This window comes from Amycolatopsis sp. CB00013, assembly GCF_001905755.1.
Lineage (GTDB): Bacteria > Actinomycetota > Actinomycetes > Mycobacteriales > Pseudonocardiaceae > Amycolatopsis > Amycolatopsis japonica.
This window is the reverse complement of sequence record NZ_LIWC01000007.1, coordinates 346,629-365,425: the sequence shown is the minus strand read 5'-3', so window position 1 is coordinate 365,425 and position 18,797 is coordinate 346,629. Positions and strand designations below refer to the sequence as shown.

Sequence of the window (18,797 nt, the reverse complement as noted above, 5' to 3'; positions counted from 1 at the left end):
CGCTACTCCGTTCCCGCGGCCCGGCCGGCGAGCTCTTCGAGGTGGGCCACGGCGGACTCCACGCCCGGCATGGTCAGGCTCCGCCGCTGGGCCCGCGCGACGGTGGCCGCGATCCGGGTGTCGGCCAGCACCGCGCGGCAGGTCTCGGCGACCGCTTCCGGTGTGGTGGCGGGGATCTGCTTGCCGAACCCGAGCTCCTCGATGCGGCGGGCGTTGTGCGGCTGGTCGCCGAACTGCGGCAGCGTGGCCATCGGCACTCCGGCGCGCAACGCCTCGCGGATGCTGTTGTACCCGGCGTGGGTCAGGAAGAGCTGCGCGCATTCGAGCAGCAGCGGCTGCGGCATCCGTTCGACGACGAGCACGTTGTCACCGACCTCGACGTCGCCGATCGGGAACCCGGCCGTCGCCACCACCGCCGAACAGTCCACACTGGACAGTCCTTCGATCAGGGCGCGCACCGTGACGTCGGGGTCCTCCATCTCCTCCGGCGGGTCGATGCCGAACGCCTTGAACGCGCCGAGCATGGGCAGCGCGGTGCCGACCGAGGCGAGCACCAGCGGCCGGTCCGCGGGCAGCGCGGCGATCTCCGGCGGCAAGACCTCGCCGATGGCAACCTCCGACGGCTGGCGGTAGGTGAAGGGCGTCGGCAGATCGAAGGCGGCGAACGAGGTGTCGGCGGGCAGGCAGTCGAAACGGCCGTAGCGGTGCGCCATCCCGGCGTCGGGTTCGGCGGCGAGCCCCAGCTCCTGGCGGCGCTCGTTCAGCGGCTCCACCAGGCCCGCCGGGTCGATCAGGTTGCCCGCACCCGACGGCGCGCTGATGTACGGGACGCCGAGCTGCTCGGCGACCAGCGCGCCGGACAGCTCCGCGCCGTCACGCACCACGATGTCGGGCTGGAACTCCTTGGCCAGGGGGTAGAGCTTCTGGTAGGCGGTGGTGACGTGCGGGCCGCTCGCGGTGGCGATCAGCTGGTCGCGCGTGTCCAGCACCCTGCGCGGAGTCCCGGCCGCTTCGGCCTCCTGACGTTCCTGCACCATCCGGCCGATGGCCTCGACCATGCCCGGAAGCACCGGTTCGATCCGCATGAGCCCGGGCTCGAAGACGTCGGCCAGTTCCGGCGGGGTCACGACGAGGACGTCGTGGCCCGCCTTCGCCGCCGCCCTGGCCAAGGGCAGCACCGCCCGTGCGTGGCCCTGCGAGCCGGTCACGGTGCACAAAACCCGCATGGGGTCCACCTTTCGTTTCTGTCCTTTGAGGACGGTCAGGGAACGGGATCGAGGGACGGCGTGCGCACCGGGTCGACCGGCGGCCTGCCGAAGCCGCGCCAGGCGATGCCGGACCGGCTGAGCGCGTCGGGGTCGAGGTGGTTGCGGGTGTCGATGACGACCGGTCCTTCGAGCAGGCCGGCGATCCGCGGCCAGTCCAGGGCACGGAACTGCGGCCAATCGGTCAGCAGGACCAGCGCGTGCGCGTCCTTCGCGATGTAGTAGGGGTCGTCGACGACCCGGACGCCGGGGATCGGCGGTTCGGCGCCGGTGAGGCCGGGGTCGTACCCGGTCAGTTCCGCGCCGCGCTCGGCCAGCAGCCGGGCGACGCTCAATGCCGGGGAATCCCGGAGATCGTTGGTGCCCGCCTTGAAGGTCAGGCCGAGCAGGCCGATCCGCAGGCCGGTGAGATCCGCGTCCGCGTCGAGTCCACAGGCGACGGCGATCCGTTCGACCACCCGGGACGCCTGCTTCGCGTTCCCGGAGATGACCTCGTCGAGCAGGCCGAACTCGAAACCCGCGACCTCGGCGACCTGCTTGAGCGCCATGGTGTCCTTGGGCAGGCAGGAACCACCCCAGCCCGGCCCCGGCGAGAGGAACGTCGGGCCGATCCGGCGGTCGTAACCCATGCCTTCGGTGACGTCGCCGATGTCGGCGTCGAGCCGCTCGCACAGTTCGGCGATGGCGTTCACATAGGACAGTTTCGTGGCGAGGAAACAGTTGGCGGCGTACTTGACCATCTCCGCGCTCGCCGCGTCGGTCAGCACCGTCGGGGCGCCGAGCCGGGCGTAGAGCGCCGCGACGCGTTCCGCCGGGCCGCGGGTGTCGGAACCGACGACGATCCGGTCCGGGTTGAGGAAGTCGTGGACGGCGGTGCCCTCGCGGAGGAACTCCGGATTGCTCACCACCGCGACGTCGTCCCGGCCGAGCAGCGCGGCGACCCTGGCCGCGGTCCCGACCGGCACGGTCGACTTGTTCACCAGCACGCAACCTGGCGAAAGCACGTCACGGACCTTGGTCGCGACGTCGATGACGGCCGACAGATCGGCCATCCCACCCTCGCCCATCGGGGTGGGTACACAAAGGAAGACGGCTTCCGCGGTCTCGACGGCCTCCGCGGCCGATTCGACGAAACCGAGCCGTCCGGCGGCGATTCCCTCGGCGACCAGACCGGGCAGCCCCTTTTCCAGGATGTCGACCTCACCGCGCTGGAGCCGGGCCAATTTGCCGCGATCGGAATCGGTGCACCGGACCCGGTGTCCGAGCGAGGCGAGACACGCCGCGGTGGTCAGCCCGACGTATCCGGCGCCGACGACGGCCACTTGGTAGGAATGCAACGTGAGACACCTTTCAGTCGGCGAAATCCGGCTCCGAATTCCGGGAAAGGGGATTCGGAAGCGAGAGCCGATCGGGCCGGGAATTGGCGGTCCGGCCGATGAACCCGACAGTAGGATCGGCCTCGAAGCGCCAACAACCCCTAGCGACCGGTGCCCACCCCTAATCGCCGGTTCCCCGGTTCGGGTGGATCGGGGAATTCCACCCGGACGTCAACCCGTGGTTGGTCGCCGCGACGGGTGCCTGCTCCTACGCTCGTGATCGATACCGAACGAACAGGTCGCCCACAGCCGAGGAGAGTGCGCAGTGGACACCAGCACGCTGATCAACATCGCGGTCGCCATCGCCGTCGTCGTCTACGTGATCTACCAGCGCATGAGCTGGAAACCGCTGGAGAACGTGGAAATCTGGGGCGGGCCGCTCACCCTGGTCGCCATCGGGGTCATCCAGATGCGGCATCTGGACACCACCATCAGCGTGACCGACATCGTCTTCCTCGGCGTGGGCCTGCTGGTCTCGCTCCTGGGTGGCGCCGCGATGGGCGCGATGACGCAGCTGCAGCGGCGCGGCGACAAGGTCTACCAGCGGATCGGCGCGCTCGGCCTCGCCGTCTGGGTGGGCCTGCTGCTCGTCCGCGGCGTGCTCGGCGTGATCGGGCATTTCGCCGGCGCGACGCTGACCTCCGGCGGCGGCACCATCCTGCTCTCGCTGGGCGCGAACCTGATGGCGATGACGCTCGTGCTGTCGGCCCGCCTCGGCGGCGCCAAGATCCCGGGCGGCAGCCCGCAGCGCTGACCCCGGACGTCACGCGGGCCACGATGACGCGAAAGCCACTTTCGCAACCTTGAAGGTTGCGAAAGTGGCTTTCGCAACGTCATCGCCGCTTCACCACCGCAGGACCGCGGCGGTCACCACCTCGGCGAACTCCTCGGGCCGAGCCTCCGGGAAACCGTGCCCACCAGGGAAGACCTGGAGGTCGAACGGGCCCGTGGTGTACTCGTGCCAGGCGCGGGCCTCGTCGAGGGACACCGCCGGGTCGCTGTCGCCGACGAGCACCGTGACCGGACAGCGCAGTGCCGGCCCGGGTTCGGGCCGGTAGGCGGCCAGCGCCCGGAAATCGGCCCGGATGGCCGGGAAAGTGGCCTTGAGCAGCTCCGCGTCCCGCACGCCAGGCGGGCCGGCGTCGCGAAGCGAATACAGCTCGGTCACGAGGTCCTGGTCCGGCAGCAGGTGGAGCCCGACGGAGCCGGACCGGGACGGGGCCGGGCAGCCGGACACGATCAGCGCGACCGGGCTCCCGGTCAGCACCTGCTCCAGCCGCCTCGCCACCTCGAAACCGACGACCGCGCCCATTCCGTGCCCGTACACCGCGAACGGCGCGCCTTCCCAGAGCGCGAGCGCCCCGGTGACCCGGTCGGCCAATTCCCCGATGTCTTCGGCGCACGGTTCCGCGACCCGATCCTGACGTCCCGGATATTGCGCCGCGTGCACCTCGATCCCCGGCGCGAGCGCGGCGGAAAGCGGGAAGAACGCATTCGCGGCTGCACCGGCGTCGGGCAGGCAGATCAGACGCGGCACCGACGGTCCTCCGGGCCGGAAAACACGGACCCAGTCCCCGGCATCGCCGCTTGGAGCGGTCATCGCAGGATTCCTCCGAAAGGGATGGGAATTGTTCGGCGGAGGGTCGGAGAGACCGCTTTCTTTCGCCTCGGCGAACACTAGCCGGACGCTTCCTGCGGAAACAACCGCGAGAGAGCGACCTCCTACCAACGGTGACGGTATTTCCACCCTCGGAATGATCGCCCGCGAGCGGAAAGTCGTGGTGGCCCTACGATCGTCGTATGACCGAAGCAGCGTCCGAAGAGGCCGAGGAACGTCGCTGGCGCTGGGCCGCGCCCGCCGCCGGGACGGCGCTGCTGGCCGTCACCCAGATGACCGCGACCGTCCCGGCCGGCGCCGGCTGGCTGTGGGTGCTCTATGCCGTGTCGTCGGCGAGCTGGCTGCTGTGGATCGGGATCAGCGAGCGCTTCCCCCGCGCCGCCCTGCTCCCGCTGGCCGCGGCGAGCGCGGTCCCGGCCTTCGGTACCGGCGCCGCCACCGACGGCACCGCCGTGATCATGACCTGCATCACCCTCGCCGCGTTCGCCTCACGGCTGGAACCGGACACCGTCGCGATCATCGCGCTGATGGTGTTCGACGCCGCCGCCATCGTGGCCTCCAGCCTGCTCGGCCACCGCCCTTCGGAGGCGTGGCTGGGCGCGCTCGGCGCGGTCGTCATCGTGGTCCTCGTCGGATTCACCCGCCGCGGGCATCTGACCAGGGTCGCGCAGGCGGAACGGTTGCTGCACCAGGAACGGCTGGCGCACACCAGGGGCGTGCGCGCCGCGACGCTCGACGAGCGCACCCGGATCGCCCGCGAGATCCACGACGTCGTCGCCCATTCCCTCGGCGCGCTGCGGGTCCAGCTGGAAGTGATGCACACGCTGCTGGTGGAGGAGGACGACACCGAAGGCGCCCTGCGTTCGCTCGCGCTTTCGCGAAGCCTCGCCGACCAAGGGCTCAGCGACGTCCGGGACGCCGTGGCGGCCCTGCGCGAGGACGTCCGCGCCCTGCCGGACGCGCTGAACGAACTGGTGCGGACCTTCGGCCGGGAACACGACACCCCGGCGGAGTTCACCATGCTGGGCGAGCACCGCGACCTCCCATCGGCGCAGACGATCGCGCTGCTGCGGATCTGCCGGGAGGCGCTGACGAACGCGGCCAAGCACGCGGCGGGCGAGGCGGTGAGCGTCGAACTGGAGTACCCGCCGGACGAGGTCCGGCTGCACGTCCGCAACCCCCTCGCCGCCGCACCGGACCCCGGGCACACGCCGGGTTACGGCCTGACCGGGATGCGCGAACGGATCGAACTCGTCGACGGCACCCTGGTCACCGGTCCGGACGGCCGGTTCTGGGACGTCACCGCCCGGGTCCCGGGCTAGTCCCGCACGTAACCCGCTTGGTACGCATAACGAACCGCCTGCGCCCGATCCCGGCTCCCCGTCTTGGCGAAGATCCGGTTGATGTGGCTCTTGACCGTCGTCTCGCTGACGAACAGTTCCGCGGCGATCTCCTTGTTGCTGCGCCCCGCCGCGATCAGCGTCAGCACATGGGCTTCCCGCTTGGTGAGCTTCGCGTCGTCCTCGGGCGGCGGCGCCGAAGCGGGCGCGGGCGCCAGGGCGGCGCCGAGCACTCGCCGCTGCACCCGCGGGTCGAGCAGGGCCTGTCCCGCCGCGGCCGCGTGCACCGCACGCCCGATTTCGTGCTTGTTCGCCGATTTCGTCAGGTATCCCAGCGCTCCGGCCTCCAAGGCACGCAGCACCCAGTCGTCATCGGCGTAGGTGGTGAGCACGACGACCTCGATCTCCGGATGCTGTTCCTTGATCCGCCGGGTCGCCTCGACGCCGTCGCACCGGGGCATGGAGAGGTCCATCAGCACGACGTCCGGGCTCAGTTCCCCGGCCAGCCGCACGGCGACCTCGCCGTCGGGCGCCTGGCCGACCACGGTGATCCCCGCGACCGTCCCCACCAGCAGGGCCAGCCCTTCGCGTACCGCCGCCTGGTCTTCGGCGATCACGATCCGGACCGGGGGCACTTCTTCGACCATGCCTGCATCATGGCCTGCCCTCACCGGTCCGCGCCACACGGCACTCCACCTCGAGGTGGACGCCGATCTCCAACCGGATTCCCACCCGCGCGCCGATGATCGGCGCGGCCGTTCGCCCTAGATTTCGGGACAACCGGCATCGAACTGCCGGATGGGGAGTCTTTCGAAGGAGTTTTGATGAGTGAAGCCATGCGAAACGCCCTCATCCTGAGCGGCGTACTGCTGGCGCTGGTGCTGTTCACGCACATCGGTCGCCACAAGGCCCACCTGGTCATCCTGATCCTGCCGTTCTTCACGTGCGCGCTGGTGGGCTGGGCGGTCCTCTACGACCTCAAGCTGACCACGCCGAACTCACTGGCCGGCCTGGTCGGCATCGCGGCGGGTGTCCTGATCGGCTGGGGATTGCTGAAGGGCACGAAGGTCGAGTGGGACCAGGAGAAATCCGCCGTCTACACCAGGGCGGGCTGGGTCTACTTGGGACTGTGGTTGTTCGTCCTGGTGGGACGGCTCATCTTCGTCTACACGCTGGAGCACAGCCACTCGTTCGCGGCCGACTTCGGCAAGTTCCTGATGGACACCGGGATCGACGCCGGCGGCGTCTCCGCCTTCTTCGTCACCATGGCGCTGACGATGGTCATCTTCCGCACCGCCGGGGTCTGGGTGTACCGGGCCAAGGTACTCAGGCAGGCTCAGCGAACCCCCAGTTACGCGAGCTGAGCACTGTCTCGCCTGCCCGGTCCGTCGACTATCCCCCAGTCGCCGGACCGGGCCTCGACCCGTTCAGGACTCGGGAAGTTCGATCGGCGCGATGTGGTCGAAGACGTCGCCGGGCCCGGGGTTACGCGGGTCGGTGGCCCCGCCGAGATGGCGCAGCGTCCCCCACACCGCGTTGAGCGCGCTGGTGACCGCCCCTTCGGCGAAGCCACCCATCCACGAGATGTCGTCACCGGCGAGGAACAGGCCGCGCTGGGCGGCGGGAAGGTCGTCTTGCCGGAAATGGGTGAACAAGCGACGCTGGTAGCGATACTGCCCAGGCAGGTTCGCCTTGAACGCGCCTTGGAAGTTCGGCTCGTTCTCCCAGGTGACGGTGACCGGGTCGCCGGTGATGTGGGAGCGGATGTCGACGCCCGGGTAGATGTCGGCGAGCGCGTCCAGTGCGAGTTCGAGCCGCTCGGCCGGGCCGAGTGTCGCGAACTTCAGCGAATCGTCGTTCCAGGTATAGGAAAGGCACAACGCGGCCGGCGCGTCCGGTCCGTCGTCGAACAGGTAGACGCTGCGCGGGGTCCGATCGGTCAGGGTCATCCCCATCAATTCCTCGCCGGTGCGCGGATCGACGTCGTGCCAGAACGGCCGGTCGACCGGGACGAACAACTTCGAAGCGCCCATGTAGTGCGTGCGTTCCAAAGCGGTCCACACGTTCGCGGGCAGCAGCGGGCGCACTCCGGCGATCTTGGTGAGCAGCACCCGGTGCTGCGCGGTGAAGACCACGGCCGGATAGGTCCGCACGTCACCGTTCTCGTCCTCGACGGCGAACCCGTCCCCCGCCGGGCGCAACCCGATGACGGCTGGACGCGGCGATCCATCGTGCAGCGAAGCGACCGACGTCCCGGCCGGCCAGAAGCGCGCCGAAGCGGGCGCGTGGTTCCACAGCCGCCGCGGGAGTTGCTGGCAACCGCCGATGATCTGCCGTGGCCCCTCTTCGACGCCGGTGTAGATGACGCGGAGGATTTCCAGTACCGAGTTGGGGAAGTCGGTGTCCCAGCCGCCGGTTCCGAAGCCGACCTGACCGAAGATCTCGCGATGGCGGAACGAGGCGAACGCCGTCGACCGCGCCAGGAAACCGTAGAAGGACTGGTCGTCGAGTTCGGGCAGCAGCCGGTTCCAGATCGCCTTCACCATGGCGGTGTCGCGCATCCGGATGGCGTCGCGCATGGTGGACAGATCGGCCAGTTCCTGCAGTGCCTTGTGCCAGGCGTCGTCGACCTCGTGGAAAACCGACGGGAGATCCGCCGGGGTCCGCGCGCGGTAGGTCACGCCGTCGAGATTGATCACCGTGGTGGAAGTGCTGCGGGACAACGGGTTCGCGAACGGCTTGGTCTCCAGGCCGACCTCGTCGATGTACCGGTAAAGGGTGGTGGCCGAGGGCGGGAACCGCATCGCGCCCATCTCCGCGACCGCGCCGTCCTCACCCGCCAACGGGATCGAGCGCATCCGGCCGCCGATCTGGCCCGCTTCGTAGACCACCGGTTTCAGGCCGAGACGCAGCAGTTCGTAGGCCGCGACCACACCCGCTATCCCACCACCGACGACGGCGACCTCCTGTCCGAGTCGGTCCGGCGGCAGTTCGCCGAGCCCGGCCGGATGCGCGAGCCAATCGTCGTAGGCGAACGGGAAATCGGGGCAGAGAGTGGTCAGCGGGGGCGCGAAATCGGCTGCGGTCATCGTGGCGGATCTCCCTGGTCATCGGGGCCACACTGTCTCGACCGAAACGTACGACGGGGTCCGGCGGGGACCAACCCCTCACTTTCCCCTACTCGCCCCTAGTCCATTTTAGACAGCCGCGGGCGCGGTATCCGCCTTGTGAAGCGCCTTTTCCAGGCCCCGGCCGGCCGAGCGCCGCCGGTACCAGACGGTCCAGGCGACCACACCGGTGATCGCGGTCAGTTCGATCGCGGTGGACAGGCCGACCATCACCGACGCGGGCAGCAGGTAGATCAGGACGAGCCGTGCGGCGGACTCGGCGACCAGGACCACACCCCAGCCCGCGGTGGAGACCCGGTGCAGTGTGCGGAACTCGGGTTCCGTGTCGTACAGCCGGTCCCAGCCCGCGCGGCGAGCCGGGGTCAGCGCCCGGATCCGGCGGGAGATGAAGAAGGTCACCGGTTTCCCGAAGGCGAGGCTGCCGAGGAAGGCGATCCCGGCCAGGCCGCTGGTGAAGGGATCCTTGGCCAGCAGCAGGCGTTCGTCCCCGCTCACCAGGGAGACCAGCAGGGTCACCGCGCAGACGACGAGGACGAACACTCCGAAGCCGTCGACCTTGCGTTCCTTCACCGCGACGGCGAGCACGAGGACGCCGATAGCGATCGTGGCCGCCACCAAGGCGGAGCCGCTGCTCCAGCCGAAGGCGAGCAGTACGTAGTAGACGACGACCGGCACGGTGACGTCGGCGATCAACGAGACGAGGGAGCGCGTGCGCGCGCCGCGTCCGTCGGTTTCCTGGTTCTTCGTTTCCCCCGGCATGTGAAGTTCCTATCACGGGGAAACCGCCCGTGCGGAGAAGTTCACCCCCTATTCCAAAACCCCTATTCCCGACGTCAGTGCCGTTCAGTGGTCAAGTCACCCCCTGCATTTCGGCACGGAACCAAGATCACCGATACCGTGAGGGGGAAAGGAACTCGCGTGACCGTAGGAGATATACCAGAATGCAACGGAACTTCAAGGAATTCAAGATAACGGTGGACCCGGTCAGGGACGACTTCCTCCGGGCCAAGGGGCCCGGCCAGCGCAACCTCCTTCTCGGCCGCGCGGTGTTCGAGTTCGCGAGCGATCTGGAACACCTCGACACCATCCAGCAGGAATTCGTCGAGGGCTCGCACCGGCCGCTGATCCGCCGGAACTGGCAGGACAGCACGGCGGACTACAGCGATCCGACGCAGCTGCTCATCCAGGGCCAGCAGGTGATGCAGAACTGGGAGCGGCCGCTGATGAAGGTGCTGGCGGAAAACGCCGCGGCGAACGGCGGCGATCTGCTCGAAGTCGGTTTCGGGATGGGTATTTCGGCCACCTACGTCCAGGACTCGGGCGTCCGGTCGCACACCCTGATCGAAATCAACTCCGAGGTGAAGGCCGAGTTCGAGAAATGGCGCTCCCAGTGGCCGGATCGCGATATCCGGCTGGAACTCGGCGCCTGGCAGGACGTCCTCGGCGGCCTCGGCCAGTACGACGCGATCCTTTACGACACCTATCCGACCGATGAACGGGAATTCGCCAGGACCCTGGGCCCGAAGGCCATCGTGCTGGCCGCCGAATTCTTCGAGCACGCCGCCGCCCATCTTCGCCCCGGCGGCGTCTTCTCCTACTACACCAACGAAATCGACTCACTGAGCCGGGCGCACCAGCGTGCCCTGCTCGACCATTTCAGCTCGTTCCGGGTGGAGGTCGTCCGCGACCTGAAGCCGCCGGCCGACTGCACCTACTGGTGGGCGGGCACGATGGCGGCCGTCACCGCCGTCAAGTAGACGAAACGACGAAGGTCTCCTTACCTTGCGGGGTAAGGAGACCTTCGTCGTTCAGTTTCAGGCGCTGTTGACGACCGAGACCTGGAGCCACGACGGCAGATCCCGCCGCCGGTTGACGTCCAGTTTGCGGTAGACACGGGTGAGATGCTGTTCGACCGTGCTCACCGTGATGTAGAGCTTGCTCGCGATCGCCCGGTTCGTGTGCCCGAGGGAGGCCAGCCCGGCGACCCTTCGCTCGGCCTCGCTCAACGATTCGATGAGCTCGCGTTCGACGCGCGACGCGGCGATGTCCGCCGTGGTGGAGACCGGCTTTCCCTCGTCGGCCGTACCGTCGAGACGCAGATCGCGACAGATCACCTCGGCGTGGCAACCCTTCGCGATGTGCCATGCCTGGCGGGCCACCGTGCGCGCACGGCCCGACTCGGCGAGGGTGTAGTGCGCGCGGCTGAGATCGCCGAGCGCGCGGGCGAGTTCGAGGCGGATACCGCCCGCCTGGAAGATCTTCACCGCTTCACGCAGCAGTTCGGGCCGCTTCTGCGGTTCGGCGATCTTGGCCTTGAGCCGCAACGAGATTCCCCGCACATGCGACGTCGACCCGGCGAGCTTCGCGAGTTGTTCGTCCAAAAGGGACTTGGCCTTCTCCGGCATGCCGAGCCGGAGGTATGCCTCGGCCGTGTCGCCGCGCCAGGGCACCAGCACCGGCAGGTCGAAATCCCAGCTCTTGCTGAGTTCCCCGCAGAGGACGAAGTCGCCGAGCGCCGCGTGCACCCGGTCGGTCTCCAGGTAGAGCCTGCCGCGGGCGCGCAGGTAGTGCAGGCCGAACCGGGTCTGCAGCATCGAGGCGGGCACCGGCTGGTTGATATGCGCGGCCGCCTCCTCGAATTTGCCCATTCCGACGGCGGCCAGGCACAGCGTCGCCAGTGGGACTCCGACGGCCACGCCCCAGCTCTGCGGTGTGATGAACGTCAAGGCCGCCTTGGCCTGCTTCTCCGCCGTCACCAGATCTCCCTGGCGCAGCGCCATTTCCGCCCTCGCGGCCGCGAACACGGCCTGCCAGCTGGGCGCGTCGCAGTCGGCGGCCTCCTGCTGCAGCAGCTCGCACCACGGCACCGCCTTGTCGAGCCGGTCGGCGTAGATGAGCGCGAACAGCGCGCTGCGCACGGATTCGACCATCGTGTCGCCGAGCTGGATGCTCTTCAGCACGTTCTCGGCCGACGCGATGGCGTCGTCGTCCGGGCCGTTGGTGACGATCCGGCTCAACGCCATCGCGGCCTGGACGTTGGGGTCGAAGGATTGCGCGGGAACGCGGTCCTTCGCGGCCGGGGCGGGCAGCTTGTCGCGCAGAACGGGATACGAACAGAGAATGAACAGGCGGGTGATGCGCAGTTCCGCTTCGGTGCGATCGTCGGCCGAGGGCTCCATGGTGGCGAGCCTGTCGAGCACCTCGCCCGCTTCCCCGGTGCGGCCGTGCCACAGCAGGAACCGCACCAGGATGGCGGCGGCCCGCACCGGGAGGTTCCCGGCGAGGAAGATCTCGTAGAGGTGGTCGGTGTGCACGGCGCCGATGGCCGGGTTGTTCCGCCATTCCAGACCGGCGAGCTGGGTCACCATCTCGACCTCGAGCGCTTCGTCTCCGCACGACCGGCAGGCCAGTTTCAGGCATTGGACGGCGAACGAGGTCTGGTTGTCCACTTTGGCCAGTTCGGCCGCGGTGCGCAGCACTGGCACCGCCCACGGCCGCTCGGCCCGGTCGGCCGCGACGAGGTGGCGGGCGACCTCGAGCGCGCTGGCGCCGTCGTGGTGCAGGAGCACGGCGGCACGTTCGTGCAGCCGTGCGCGTTCCGGGACCGGGACGTCGGCCAGTACCGCGGTCACCGTCATCGGATGCCGGAACCGGCCGGCGTCGAGCAGGCCGACCTGGTGCAGGAGGGTGATCGCGCGGCCGGCGGTGCGCTGGTCCATCCCGGCCACCCGGACGGCGAGGCAGACGGTTTCTCCCTTGCCCAGCACCGCGAGGACCCCGGCGAGGGTGCGGGTGTCCTGGTCGCCGCGCTGGAGACACGCCGCCACCGCCTGGCAGTAGTGATCCCCGGGGATCGGCCGGGTCTCGGGCGCGAGGGGTACGCCCGAGGCACGGAGATCTTCGAGGAGTGCCTGTGCCAGCAACGGATTCCCGCCGCTGAGCTCGTGCAGGCCCTGTACCAGGGTGTCGTCCTGTCCGGGTGGGACGAACCGGGCCACCTCGTCGCGGCCCAGCGGCTTCAGCCGGATCCGGCGGCAGTGCGGGAGCCGGAGGTACTCGGCGCCCAGCAAGGGCAATGTCTGCTTGGCGGACAACGACTCCGTCAGCACTATGAGCACGTTCATCGTGCGCATGCGGCGCATGAGGAACATCAGCCAGTGCAACGACGGGGTGTCCACATGGTGGAAGTCGTCGACGAGCACCACGACCGGGCGGCGCGCGGCGAGCTCGCGTACGAGCTCCAGCAGGTCGAGCATCAGGTGCGTGCTGGGCCGCCCGGTCAGCCCGGTCTCCTCCGCCCGGGTGAGCAGGTCCGCGGCCTTCACGCGCAGGTCTTCGGACAGTGCCGGGCCGCGGAAAAGCTGGAACAGCGCGGTGAACGGAAGATCCTTCTCCGCTTCCACGCAAAGCGCGCTCAGTACCGTTGCTTCCGCTTCAGCGCATTGTTGCCCGAATGCGTGCAGGAGTTCACTTTTCCCGCTCGCGGCGGTGCCGGTGACCACCGCCGCGACGGCGTTTCCCTGTTCGGTTTCCTTCAAGAAGTCTCGCAGGACCAGCAACTCCGCGCGGGGGTACGCCCCCGCACGGACGTCGCCGTCCGCTCTGCTCACTGATTTCACGTGCATTCTTCGTCGCCCCCATGGCAAACCCGCAATGTGGAGTCCGGTGGCGAACCGACATCGTCCGTTCCACACAGGAACTCTTGCCGAGGAGCCTAGAGGACGTCACCCTATCGTGTCGACCCAAGAGAACAAATGAGAGGTTCGTCCGTTTTTCTCAGTGGACGGCCACTGTGGACTAAGCGGAAAACCCAGACACGACAAGCACAACCGGCGACGCCGGACGCGTCAGTCCTGTTTGGATCCACGTTCTCGCATGGCCTGCTGATCCCGCCAGACGACGTCCAGCAGGTTCTTCACCAGTTCGCGGCGGTCGGTCGTGAGCTCGCCCGCGCGCATGGCCATCAGCCGCACCTCGTCGGTGTCGGCCAGTTCACGCAACCGCGCCTGCTCCGCACGCAGGTATTCCAGCTGCCGATCCACCCGATCGCTCACGCCCTCGTTGAAGAAGTACGTGACCGGGACGCCGAAGAAATCCGCCAGCCCTTGCAGGTGCTTGAGCGTCGGGTTGTCCTTCTTTCCCTTGCGCAGCTGCCAAACGTAGCTCTGGGAGATCGTCACACCCTCGGCGGTGATCGCGGACGCGACCTCTTCGTAGGTGAATTCGCTGCCGTTGCGCCGGGTGACGTGCGCGAACAGATGGTCGAGTTTTTCGGCCAGGCTCCGGCCTGGTTCGTCCTGCCGGGACATGCTACCTCCCAAGAACACCGCCGAGTTCCTCACGAACCCGTGCCGCGCTGCCGTATGGCGGTGCAGGTCCCCCCGAGTACCGGAGTATAGGCGGCCACCTCCCTTTCATCAACTGACGTGAATGAATCACTCCCGGTTCCGTACAACTGAGGAAAAAACGGACGATCAGGCGCGCAAGGTCTTCGACAGCGTGACGAGCGCCCCGACGTCGGCCTCGATGTCCGGCCCTTCCGGACGCGCCACCGCCACCGCGGTGCGCGAGGTCGGCCGCTCCCCCGCACGCAACCGGGCCAGCGCCTCGCGGAAGACCTCGGGCGACACCCGTTCCCGGCCTTCGACGAAACCACTGTCGGCCAGGTACGGGCTCAGCCGGACCAGCCCGTCGCGGATCTCGACGACTCTTCGCCAATACCTGCGATGCAATCGCCAGAAGGCGAGCTCCTCCAGCCACCCGTGCCGCTGTCCGGCGTACAGCGCGTCGCCAGGGAAGACGTCGTGGAGCTGCCCCCACAGTGGACGCAGGTCCTCGTACCGCCGCCGGTGCCGCAGCCACAGCCGGACCGCGGCGAGCACGGCGAGCAGCCCGACCAGGGTGATCCCGGCCATGAACAGGATGATTCCCAAGTGGACCAGCACTGCCGTCACGTCCGGGACGGCCGACGGCACGTCGCCGCCGGCCCAGCGCACGAGAATCGTGCCGAACCGCGCGACCGAGGTCAGCGCGAGCACGATCAGGCCGCAGGCGGCGATCCGCAGTCCCCAGCGGACACGGAGCGGGGTCTCGGCGGCGTCACGCAGGGCCCAGCTCGCCGCCTGCACCGTCGTGTAGGTGCCGTAAGCCGCGTCGACCAGGTAGAAGAACGCCACCCCCGGTTCCGCCACCACCGACGGCAACGCCGCGCCGACGCCGAAGGCCTGCTCGCGCGACGCGGCCGGGACCACGAACATCGCCACCACAAGGGCCGCGCAGACCAGCATCAGCAGCCCGGCATCGAGGGTCACCCGCCGCCGTGAGCCGCCGGCGGAGAGCAGGAAGAAGACCAGCAGGCAGAACAGGCTGGCGTCGAGCGCGACGGTCTGGACCAGGCGGAAGGTGGCGACGTCGAGCGCCCCGCCGGTGAACTCGTGCAGCGCCACCATGCTCGACGGCGCGGTCAGCAACCGCAGCACCAGGCAGCCGACCAGCGCCCAGATCGCCGGGTCGCGCGGCGATCGCGCCAGCCGGAAGGAGAACCACGCCAGCGCCGCGATCACGAACTCCTTGGCCAGGCTCACAGCCAGCCCCGCGCCTCGTCGAGGGCGTGCCGCATCCGCCTGGTCCGCGACGAACCCGGCCCGGCGAGCTGCCGGACGACCACGGACCGCTCGAGCAGGAGGGTGGCGATCGTCTCGGCCTCCCGCTCCCTGGCCGAGTCGTACTGCGTTCTTTTCAACAGCCTGCGAATTACCCCCGGGTCGAGGTCGGGCATGAACCGGGACCAGATTTCCTCTTCATCCGGTTCGGCCTGGTGACCGGCCAGGATATGACCCAGCTCATGCGCGATGATGTGCTCTTGGTGAATTCGGGTGGTCTCCGACTGGAAGACGATGTAGTCGCTCGAAGACGCGCTCAACCACGCTCCACACGGGCCGGGGACCTCCATCGGGAACGCGATGAGTTTGATCGGCCGGCCTCGGCTTTCCCCGATGCGGCGGCAGAGTTCGGACATTTCGACCGGCCCGTCGATCCCGAACTTGACAAATTCTTTACGCAGGCCACGACGAAGTTTCCGCTCAGCGGCAATGGTCTCGACGAAACCATGAATCGCTTTCACCCGACCCCCAGGACCACTCGAACCCACGGGTCCGAACAGACCCGTGGCGAAGTAGGAAATGCTGCACCACAGTTGTTTCGCATCCCCAGATGACGCGGACTTCACATCCGAAACGCCAGACCCTCGCGAGCAACCAGCGGCAGGCTAACACGAGTGATCAGTTCGCGTCAGCGCATCACCTGAACGGATCAACTCCGGAAAATATTCGCCGCCGAACGCCCGGCTAACAGGAGGAAGAGCCTCCGTCTCCAAAGCGGGAACAGGGCCGCCACCCCTTACTCGGCGTCCGTTGTCCGGACACCATTGTCCCTATTGGCACTAGGTAATCGATCGATTGCGAAGCGTCAGATCCACCCTTTGACGTCGAGACCCCACCAGTCGAACACAAGGGCCAATCACACCACGGCTTCACTCGACCGCTTGGACATGTCAATTCTTCGCGCCGGCCTCGACAATCGTAAATTCGCCGGGAGGCCCTTTCTTGACGATAGTCTCGAAGGCACCGGGTAACTCTGGCCGAGACAAAAGAAAGCAGGTGCGATGAAGGAACCGCTGTACCGTCGTGTGAACACCCGCGCCAGACACGTCGACCATCATCACGGCGGAGATCACCGGCACCAGCGCAACACGAAACGGGAACTCGCCTCCGATCGGACACGCGGGTCCATGGGGCCGCGGGCGCGCCGGGGCCTGGACTACACGCCACTGTTCCGGTTCCTGCTCGGCAAGGTCGGCGCGGACTGGGACGAGGTGTACAACGAGGCCGCCGCCCGGCTCGACACCCCCGACCCGATCCACTGGCTGGTCGCCCGGCAGCCGCACGAACGACGCGATCGCGTGCGGATCGGCGAGGCCAGTTACTACAGCGGCCTCTACGTGGACGACGACAACCGGTTGCAGGTCGTCGACCCCGAACTGGGTGTCGACGATCTGGAGCCGACCTGCCCTTGCTGCACCCACACCTTCAACGGTGTCCGGTTCACGCGGAAGTACCGGCAGCCTCCGCCGTGAGACACCGGGCTCGCCACGGAGCCTGGTGCGTCCACTCTGTCCATAAAGGACGTATTTCCCGATTGCGGCGCCCGATTTGGGTATTTTGCCCGATTTCAAGCAGGGGTCGTGAGTGATTTGGGTCGTCCTATTGCGGGGAAGGTCAAACGTGGTGCCCGTGAGGTAGGGAAGGGTCTTCGCGAGCTTTCCGCCTGTCGAACGTGTCGCGAAAGCCACGTTCGAGACATCTGACGTCGCGAAAGTGGCTTTCGCGACGCAGGCGCCGGCGGCGAAGCGGCCGGGGCGGGTGAGTGACCGGGGCGAAGGCTCCCTTCACCGCAGTAGACGCGGTGAAGGGAGCCTTCACCGCGTCATCGACCCATGACCGCCGAATGAGCGGCAGTTTTCCCATCACGCCTTCCCCGGCGCCCATTCCGTACGTACCGTCGCGCACTGGCTGATCCGCCGCGTACAAAGGGAAAGGGAACGTCGTTGAGAAGAGTGATGGTCGCACTGTTCGGCATGGTATTGGCGTTGAGTGGCACCCTCCTGATCACCCCGGCGGCGCAAGCCGCGACGGCACGGAACGGCGTCTGCGAAGACGGCGAATTCTGTTTGTACTACAACAGCAATCAACAGGGATCGGTCAGCGATTTCGACGCGTCGGTCGGCAACTACGGCACGGGCGCCGACTGTTATCACTTCCTCGGCGCGGGGGCGGGAAAGGGCCTGTGCGTGAGGAACAACGCGGCCTCGGTGTGGAACCGGCGGGACGCGGTGGTCACCGTTTTCTTCAAGAACGGCTGGACGGGCCCGATCGACTCGTTTCCGCACGGCGCCAAAGGAAACCTGACCTCGACGTACAACGAAAACGTCGGTCATCTGCTCGGCCTGCCGGAAAACGAATGGCTGGAGACCGGGCTTTACCACAGCGACTCCGGCCGTATCAGCTCCTATTTCGACGGCTACGTGAGCACGTCGGGAAGGCACGAGGGCATCGACTTCGCCCGGGGCTTCGGCGTTTCCGTGTATTCGATGACCCAGGGCCAGGTCATCAGGAAGACCGAAGGCAGCAACGGCAGCGGCGGCCTGTCCACGTTGGCGATCTACAACCGGGATCAGGATTTCACCATCATCTACCTGCATCTCAATCCGTCGAACGGGCTCGCGGTCGGTGAATTCGTCAGCCGCGGCCGGCAGATCGGCACCGAGGAGTATCGCGGCGCGAGCTCCGCGCACACGCATGTCGAGTACCGGCCGGGCAGGCACGAGAGCGCGTCGGACAGCACCGGCGATCCGGTTCTCGACAATCCGAGTCCCTCGTTGTTCTGGCGAAACCACGGCTACAACATCTGCTGCGGATAACCCCGCCGGGCCCGTTCGGCTCACCCGAGCCGAACGGGCTTCCCCGGTGGACCGGCACTTCTTCGGTGAAGTTTCCGGTTGTCCCTCCGCCTGCCGCCTGCCGACCATGATGCGGCATCGCTGAGCGAAGCGGAGGACGCCAGTGACTCAAGTCGTGCACACGGGACCGCCCCTGCCCCGATACCTCGGACAAGTGACCAGCGCCGCCCCCGCGCCGGACACGACGAACCCGGCGGACGAGGGTCCGGCCCGTTTCGGCAGGTTGCTGCGCAGCCACCGGACCAGCCTCGGCGCGACCCAGCGGCTTCTCGCCGCCCGCTCGACGGTCAGCGTCCGGGCGATCAGGGATCTCGAGCACGGCCGCGTCGACCGGCCCCGCCGCGACACCGTCCGGCTCATCGCGGCCGGGCTCGGCCTGTCCGGCCAGGCTCGCGCCGACTTCGAACGAGCGGCGGAGCGATCCGCCAGGGCCGCCGGCACGTCAGCGCCGGGGACACACCGTCTCTTCACCCCCTGAGCTCCGGCGTTTTCGACCAATTTCGATCAAAATCTTCCCCGAACCACCGTTTTTCGGTGTCGCACCCGCTCTAAC

General features: G+C 68.0%; 17 protein-coding genes. 7 read left to right on the top strand and 10 right to left on the bottom strand.

All coding sequences use genetic code 11. The features are described 5' to 3' along the window. Positions 1-2 precede the first annotated feature (2 nt). A complete protein-coding gene (locus tag AMK34_RS38540) occupies positions 3-1,226 on the bottom strand; it encodes a glycosyltransferase (protein WP_073848695.1) in 1,224 nt (407 codons plus the stop codon). A 35-nt stretch (positions 1,227-1,261) separates the two neighbouring features. After that, complete coding sequence (locus AMK34_RS38535; protein ID WP_073848693.1) at positions 1,262-2,602, bottom strand: UDP-glucose dehydrogenase family protein; 1,341 nt, start codon at positions 2,600-2,602, stop codon at positions 1,262-1,264. Positions 2,603-2,906: 304 nt separating this feature from the next. Between AMK34_RS38535 and AMK34_RS38530 the strand changes: the two genes are divergently transcribed. Then, positions 2,907-3,395: a DUF1453 family protein gene (locus AMK34_RS38530; protein ID WP_037345115.1), complete on the top strand. Its 489-nt coding sequence runs from the start codon at positions 2,907-2,909 to the stop codon at positions 3,393-3,395. Between the two features lie 90 nt (positions 3,396-3,485). On the opposite strand, the gene AMK34_RS38525 is transcribed toward AMK34_RS38530, so the two are convergent. Further along, entirely contained in the window at positions 3,486-4,241 is a 756-nt protein-coding gene (locus tag AMK34_RS38525; protein WP_073848691.1) for a thioesterase II family protein, read from the bottom strand. 200 nt (positions 4,242-4,441) lie between these two features. Here AMK34_RS38525 and AMK34_RS38520 point away from each other — a divergent pair, with 200 nt between their 5' ends. Further along, positions 4,442-5,581 carry a sensor histidine kinase gene (locus AMK34_RS38520; protein WP_083650116.1) on the top strand — a complete coding sequence of 380 codons (1,140 nt, stop codon included), beginning with the start codon at positions 4,442-4,444 and terminating at the stop codon, positions 5,579-5,581. Here the strand turns inward: AMK34_RS38520 and AMK34_RS38515 are convergent. Next, complete coding sequence (locus AMK34_RS38515; RefSeq protein ID WP_038510788.1) at positions 5,578-6,246, bottom strand: response regulator transcription factor; 669 nt, start codon at positions 6,244-6,246, stop codon at positions 5,578-5,580. The two genes, AMK34_RS38520 and AMK34_RS38515, sit on opposite strands and share 4 nt — an antisense overlap. 177 nt (positions 6,247-6,423) lie before the next feature. Here AMK34_RS38515 and AMK34_RS38510 point away from each other — a divergent pair, with 177 nt between their 5' ends. Then, positions 6,424-6,963: a DUF1453 family protein gene (locus AMK34_RS38510; protein ID WP_038510786.1), complete on the top strand. Its 540-nt coding sequence runs from the start codon at positions 6,424-6,426 to the stop codon at positions 6,961-6,963. 63 nt (positions 6,964-7,026) lie between these two features. Here AMK34_RS38510 and AMK34_RS38505 read toward each other — a convergent pair whose 3' ends face one another. Continuing rightward, entirely contained in the window at positions 7,027-8,688 is a 1,662-nt protein-coding gene (locus AMK34_RS38505; RefSeq protein ID WP_073848689.1) for a flavin monoamine oxidase family protein, read from the bottom strand. Positions 8,689-8,796: 108 nt separating this feature from the next. Further along, positions 8,797-9,486 (bottom strand): VC0807 family protein, encoded by a 690-nt coding sequence (locus AMK34_RS38500; RefSeq protein ID WP_073848687.1) that lies wholly within the window; start codon positions 9,484-9,486, stop codon positions 8,797-8,799. A gap of 182 nt (positions 9,487-9,668) precedes the next feature. Between AMK34_RS38500 and AMK34_RS38495 the strand changes: the two genes are divergently transcribed. Next, positions 9,669-10,484 (top strand): methyltransferase, encoded by an 816-nt coding sequence (locus tag AMK34_RS38495; RefSeq protein WP_073848686.1) that lies wholly within the window; start codon positions 9,669-9,671, stop codon positions 10,482-10,484. Positions 10,485-10,541: 57 nt separating this feature from the next. Here AMK34_RS38495 and AMK34_RS38490 read toward each other — a convergent pair whose 3' ends face one another. From AMK34_RS38490 to AMK34_RS43665, 4 genes are all read right to left on the bottom strand, one after another. Further along, positions 10,542-13,337: a helix-turn-helix transcriptional regulator gene (locus tag AMK34_RS38490; RefSeq protein ID WP_158073320.1), complete on the bottom strand. Its 2,796-nt coding sequence runs from the start codon at positions 13,335-13,337 to the stop codon at positions 10,542-10,544. A gap of 237 nt (positions 13,338-13,574) precedes the next feature. Then, positions 13,575-14,036, bottom strand: coding sequence for a helix-turn-helix domain-containing protein (locus AMK34_RS38485; protein ID WP_037345104.1), 462 nt, complete (start codon positions 14,034-14,036; stop codon positions 13,575-13,577). 165 nt (positions 14,037-14,201) lie between these two features. After that, entirely contained in the window at positions 14,202-15,311 is a 1,110-nt protein-coding gene (locus AMK34_RS38480; protein ID WP_073848683.1) for an MAB_1171c family putative transporter, read from the bottom strand. Then, the gene (locus AMK34_RS43665; RefSeq protein WP_241832957.1) at positions 15,308-15,649 is read right to left on the bottom strand and encodes a hypothetical protein; all 342 of its coding nucleotides are present in this window, start codon (positions 15,647-15,649) and stop codon (positions 15,308-15,310) included. Before AMK34_RS43665 ends, AMK34_RS38480 begins: the two co-directional genes overlap by 4 nt. A 741-nt stretch (positions 15,650-16,390) precedes the next feature. Here AMK34_RS43665 and AMK34_RS38470 point away from each other — a divergent pair. From AMK34_RS38470 to AMK34_RS38460, 3 genes are all read left to right on the top strand, one after another. Then, positions 16,391-16,861 carry a hypothetical protein gene (locus AMK34_RS38470; protein WP_073848681.1) on the top strand — a complete coding sequence of 157 codons (471 nt, stop codon included), beginning with the start codon at positions 16,391-16,393 and terminating at the stop codon, positions 16,859-16,861. Positions 16,862-17,374: 513 nt separating this feature from the next. After that, positions 17,375-18,205 (top strand): peptidase inhibitor family I36 protein, encoded by an 831-nt coding sequence (locus tag AMK34_RS38465; protein WP_241832956.1) that lies wholly within the window; start codon positions 17,375-17,377, stop codon positions 18,203-18,205. A 193-nt stretch (positions 18,206-18,398) separates the two neighbouring features. Beyond that, on the top strand, positions 18,399-18,722 hold the full coding sequence (locus tag AMK34_RS38460) for a helix-turn-helix domain-containing protein (protein ID WP_083650115.1): 324 nt from the start codon (positions 18,399-18,401) through the stop codon (positions 18,720-18,722). Positions 18,723-18,797: the final 75 nt, after the last annotated feature.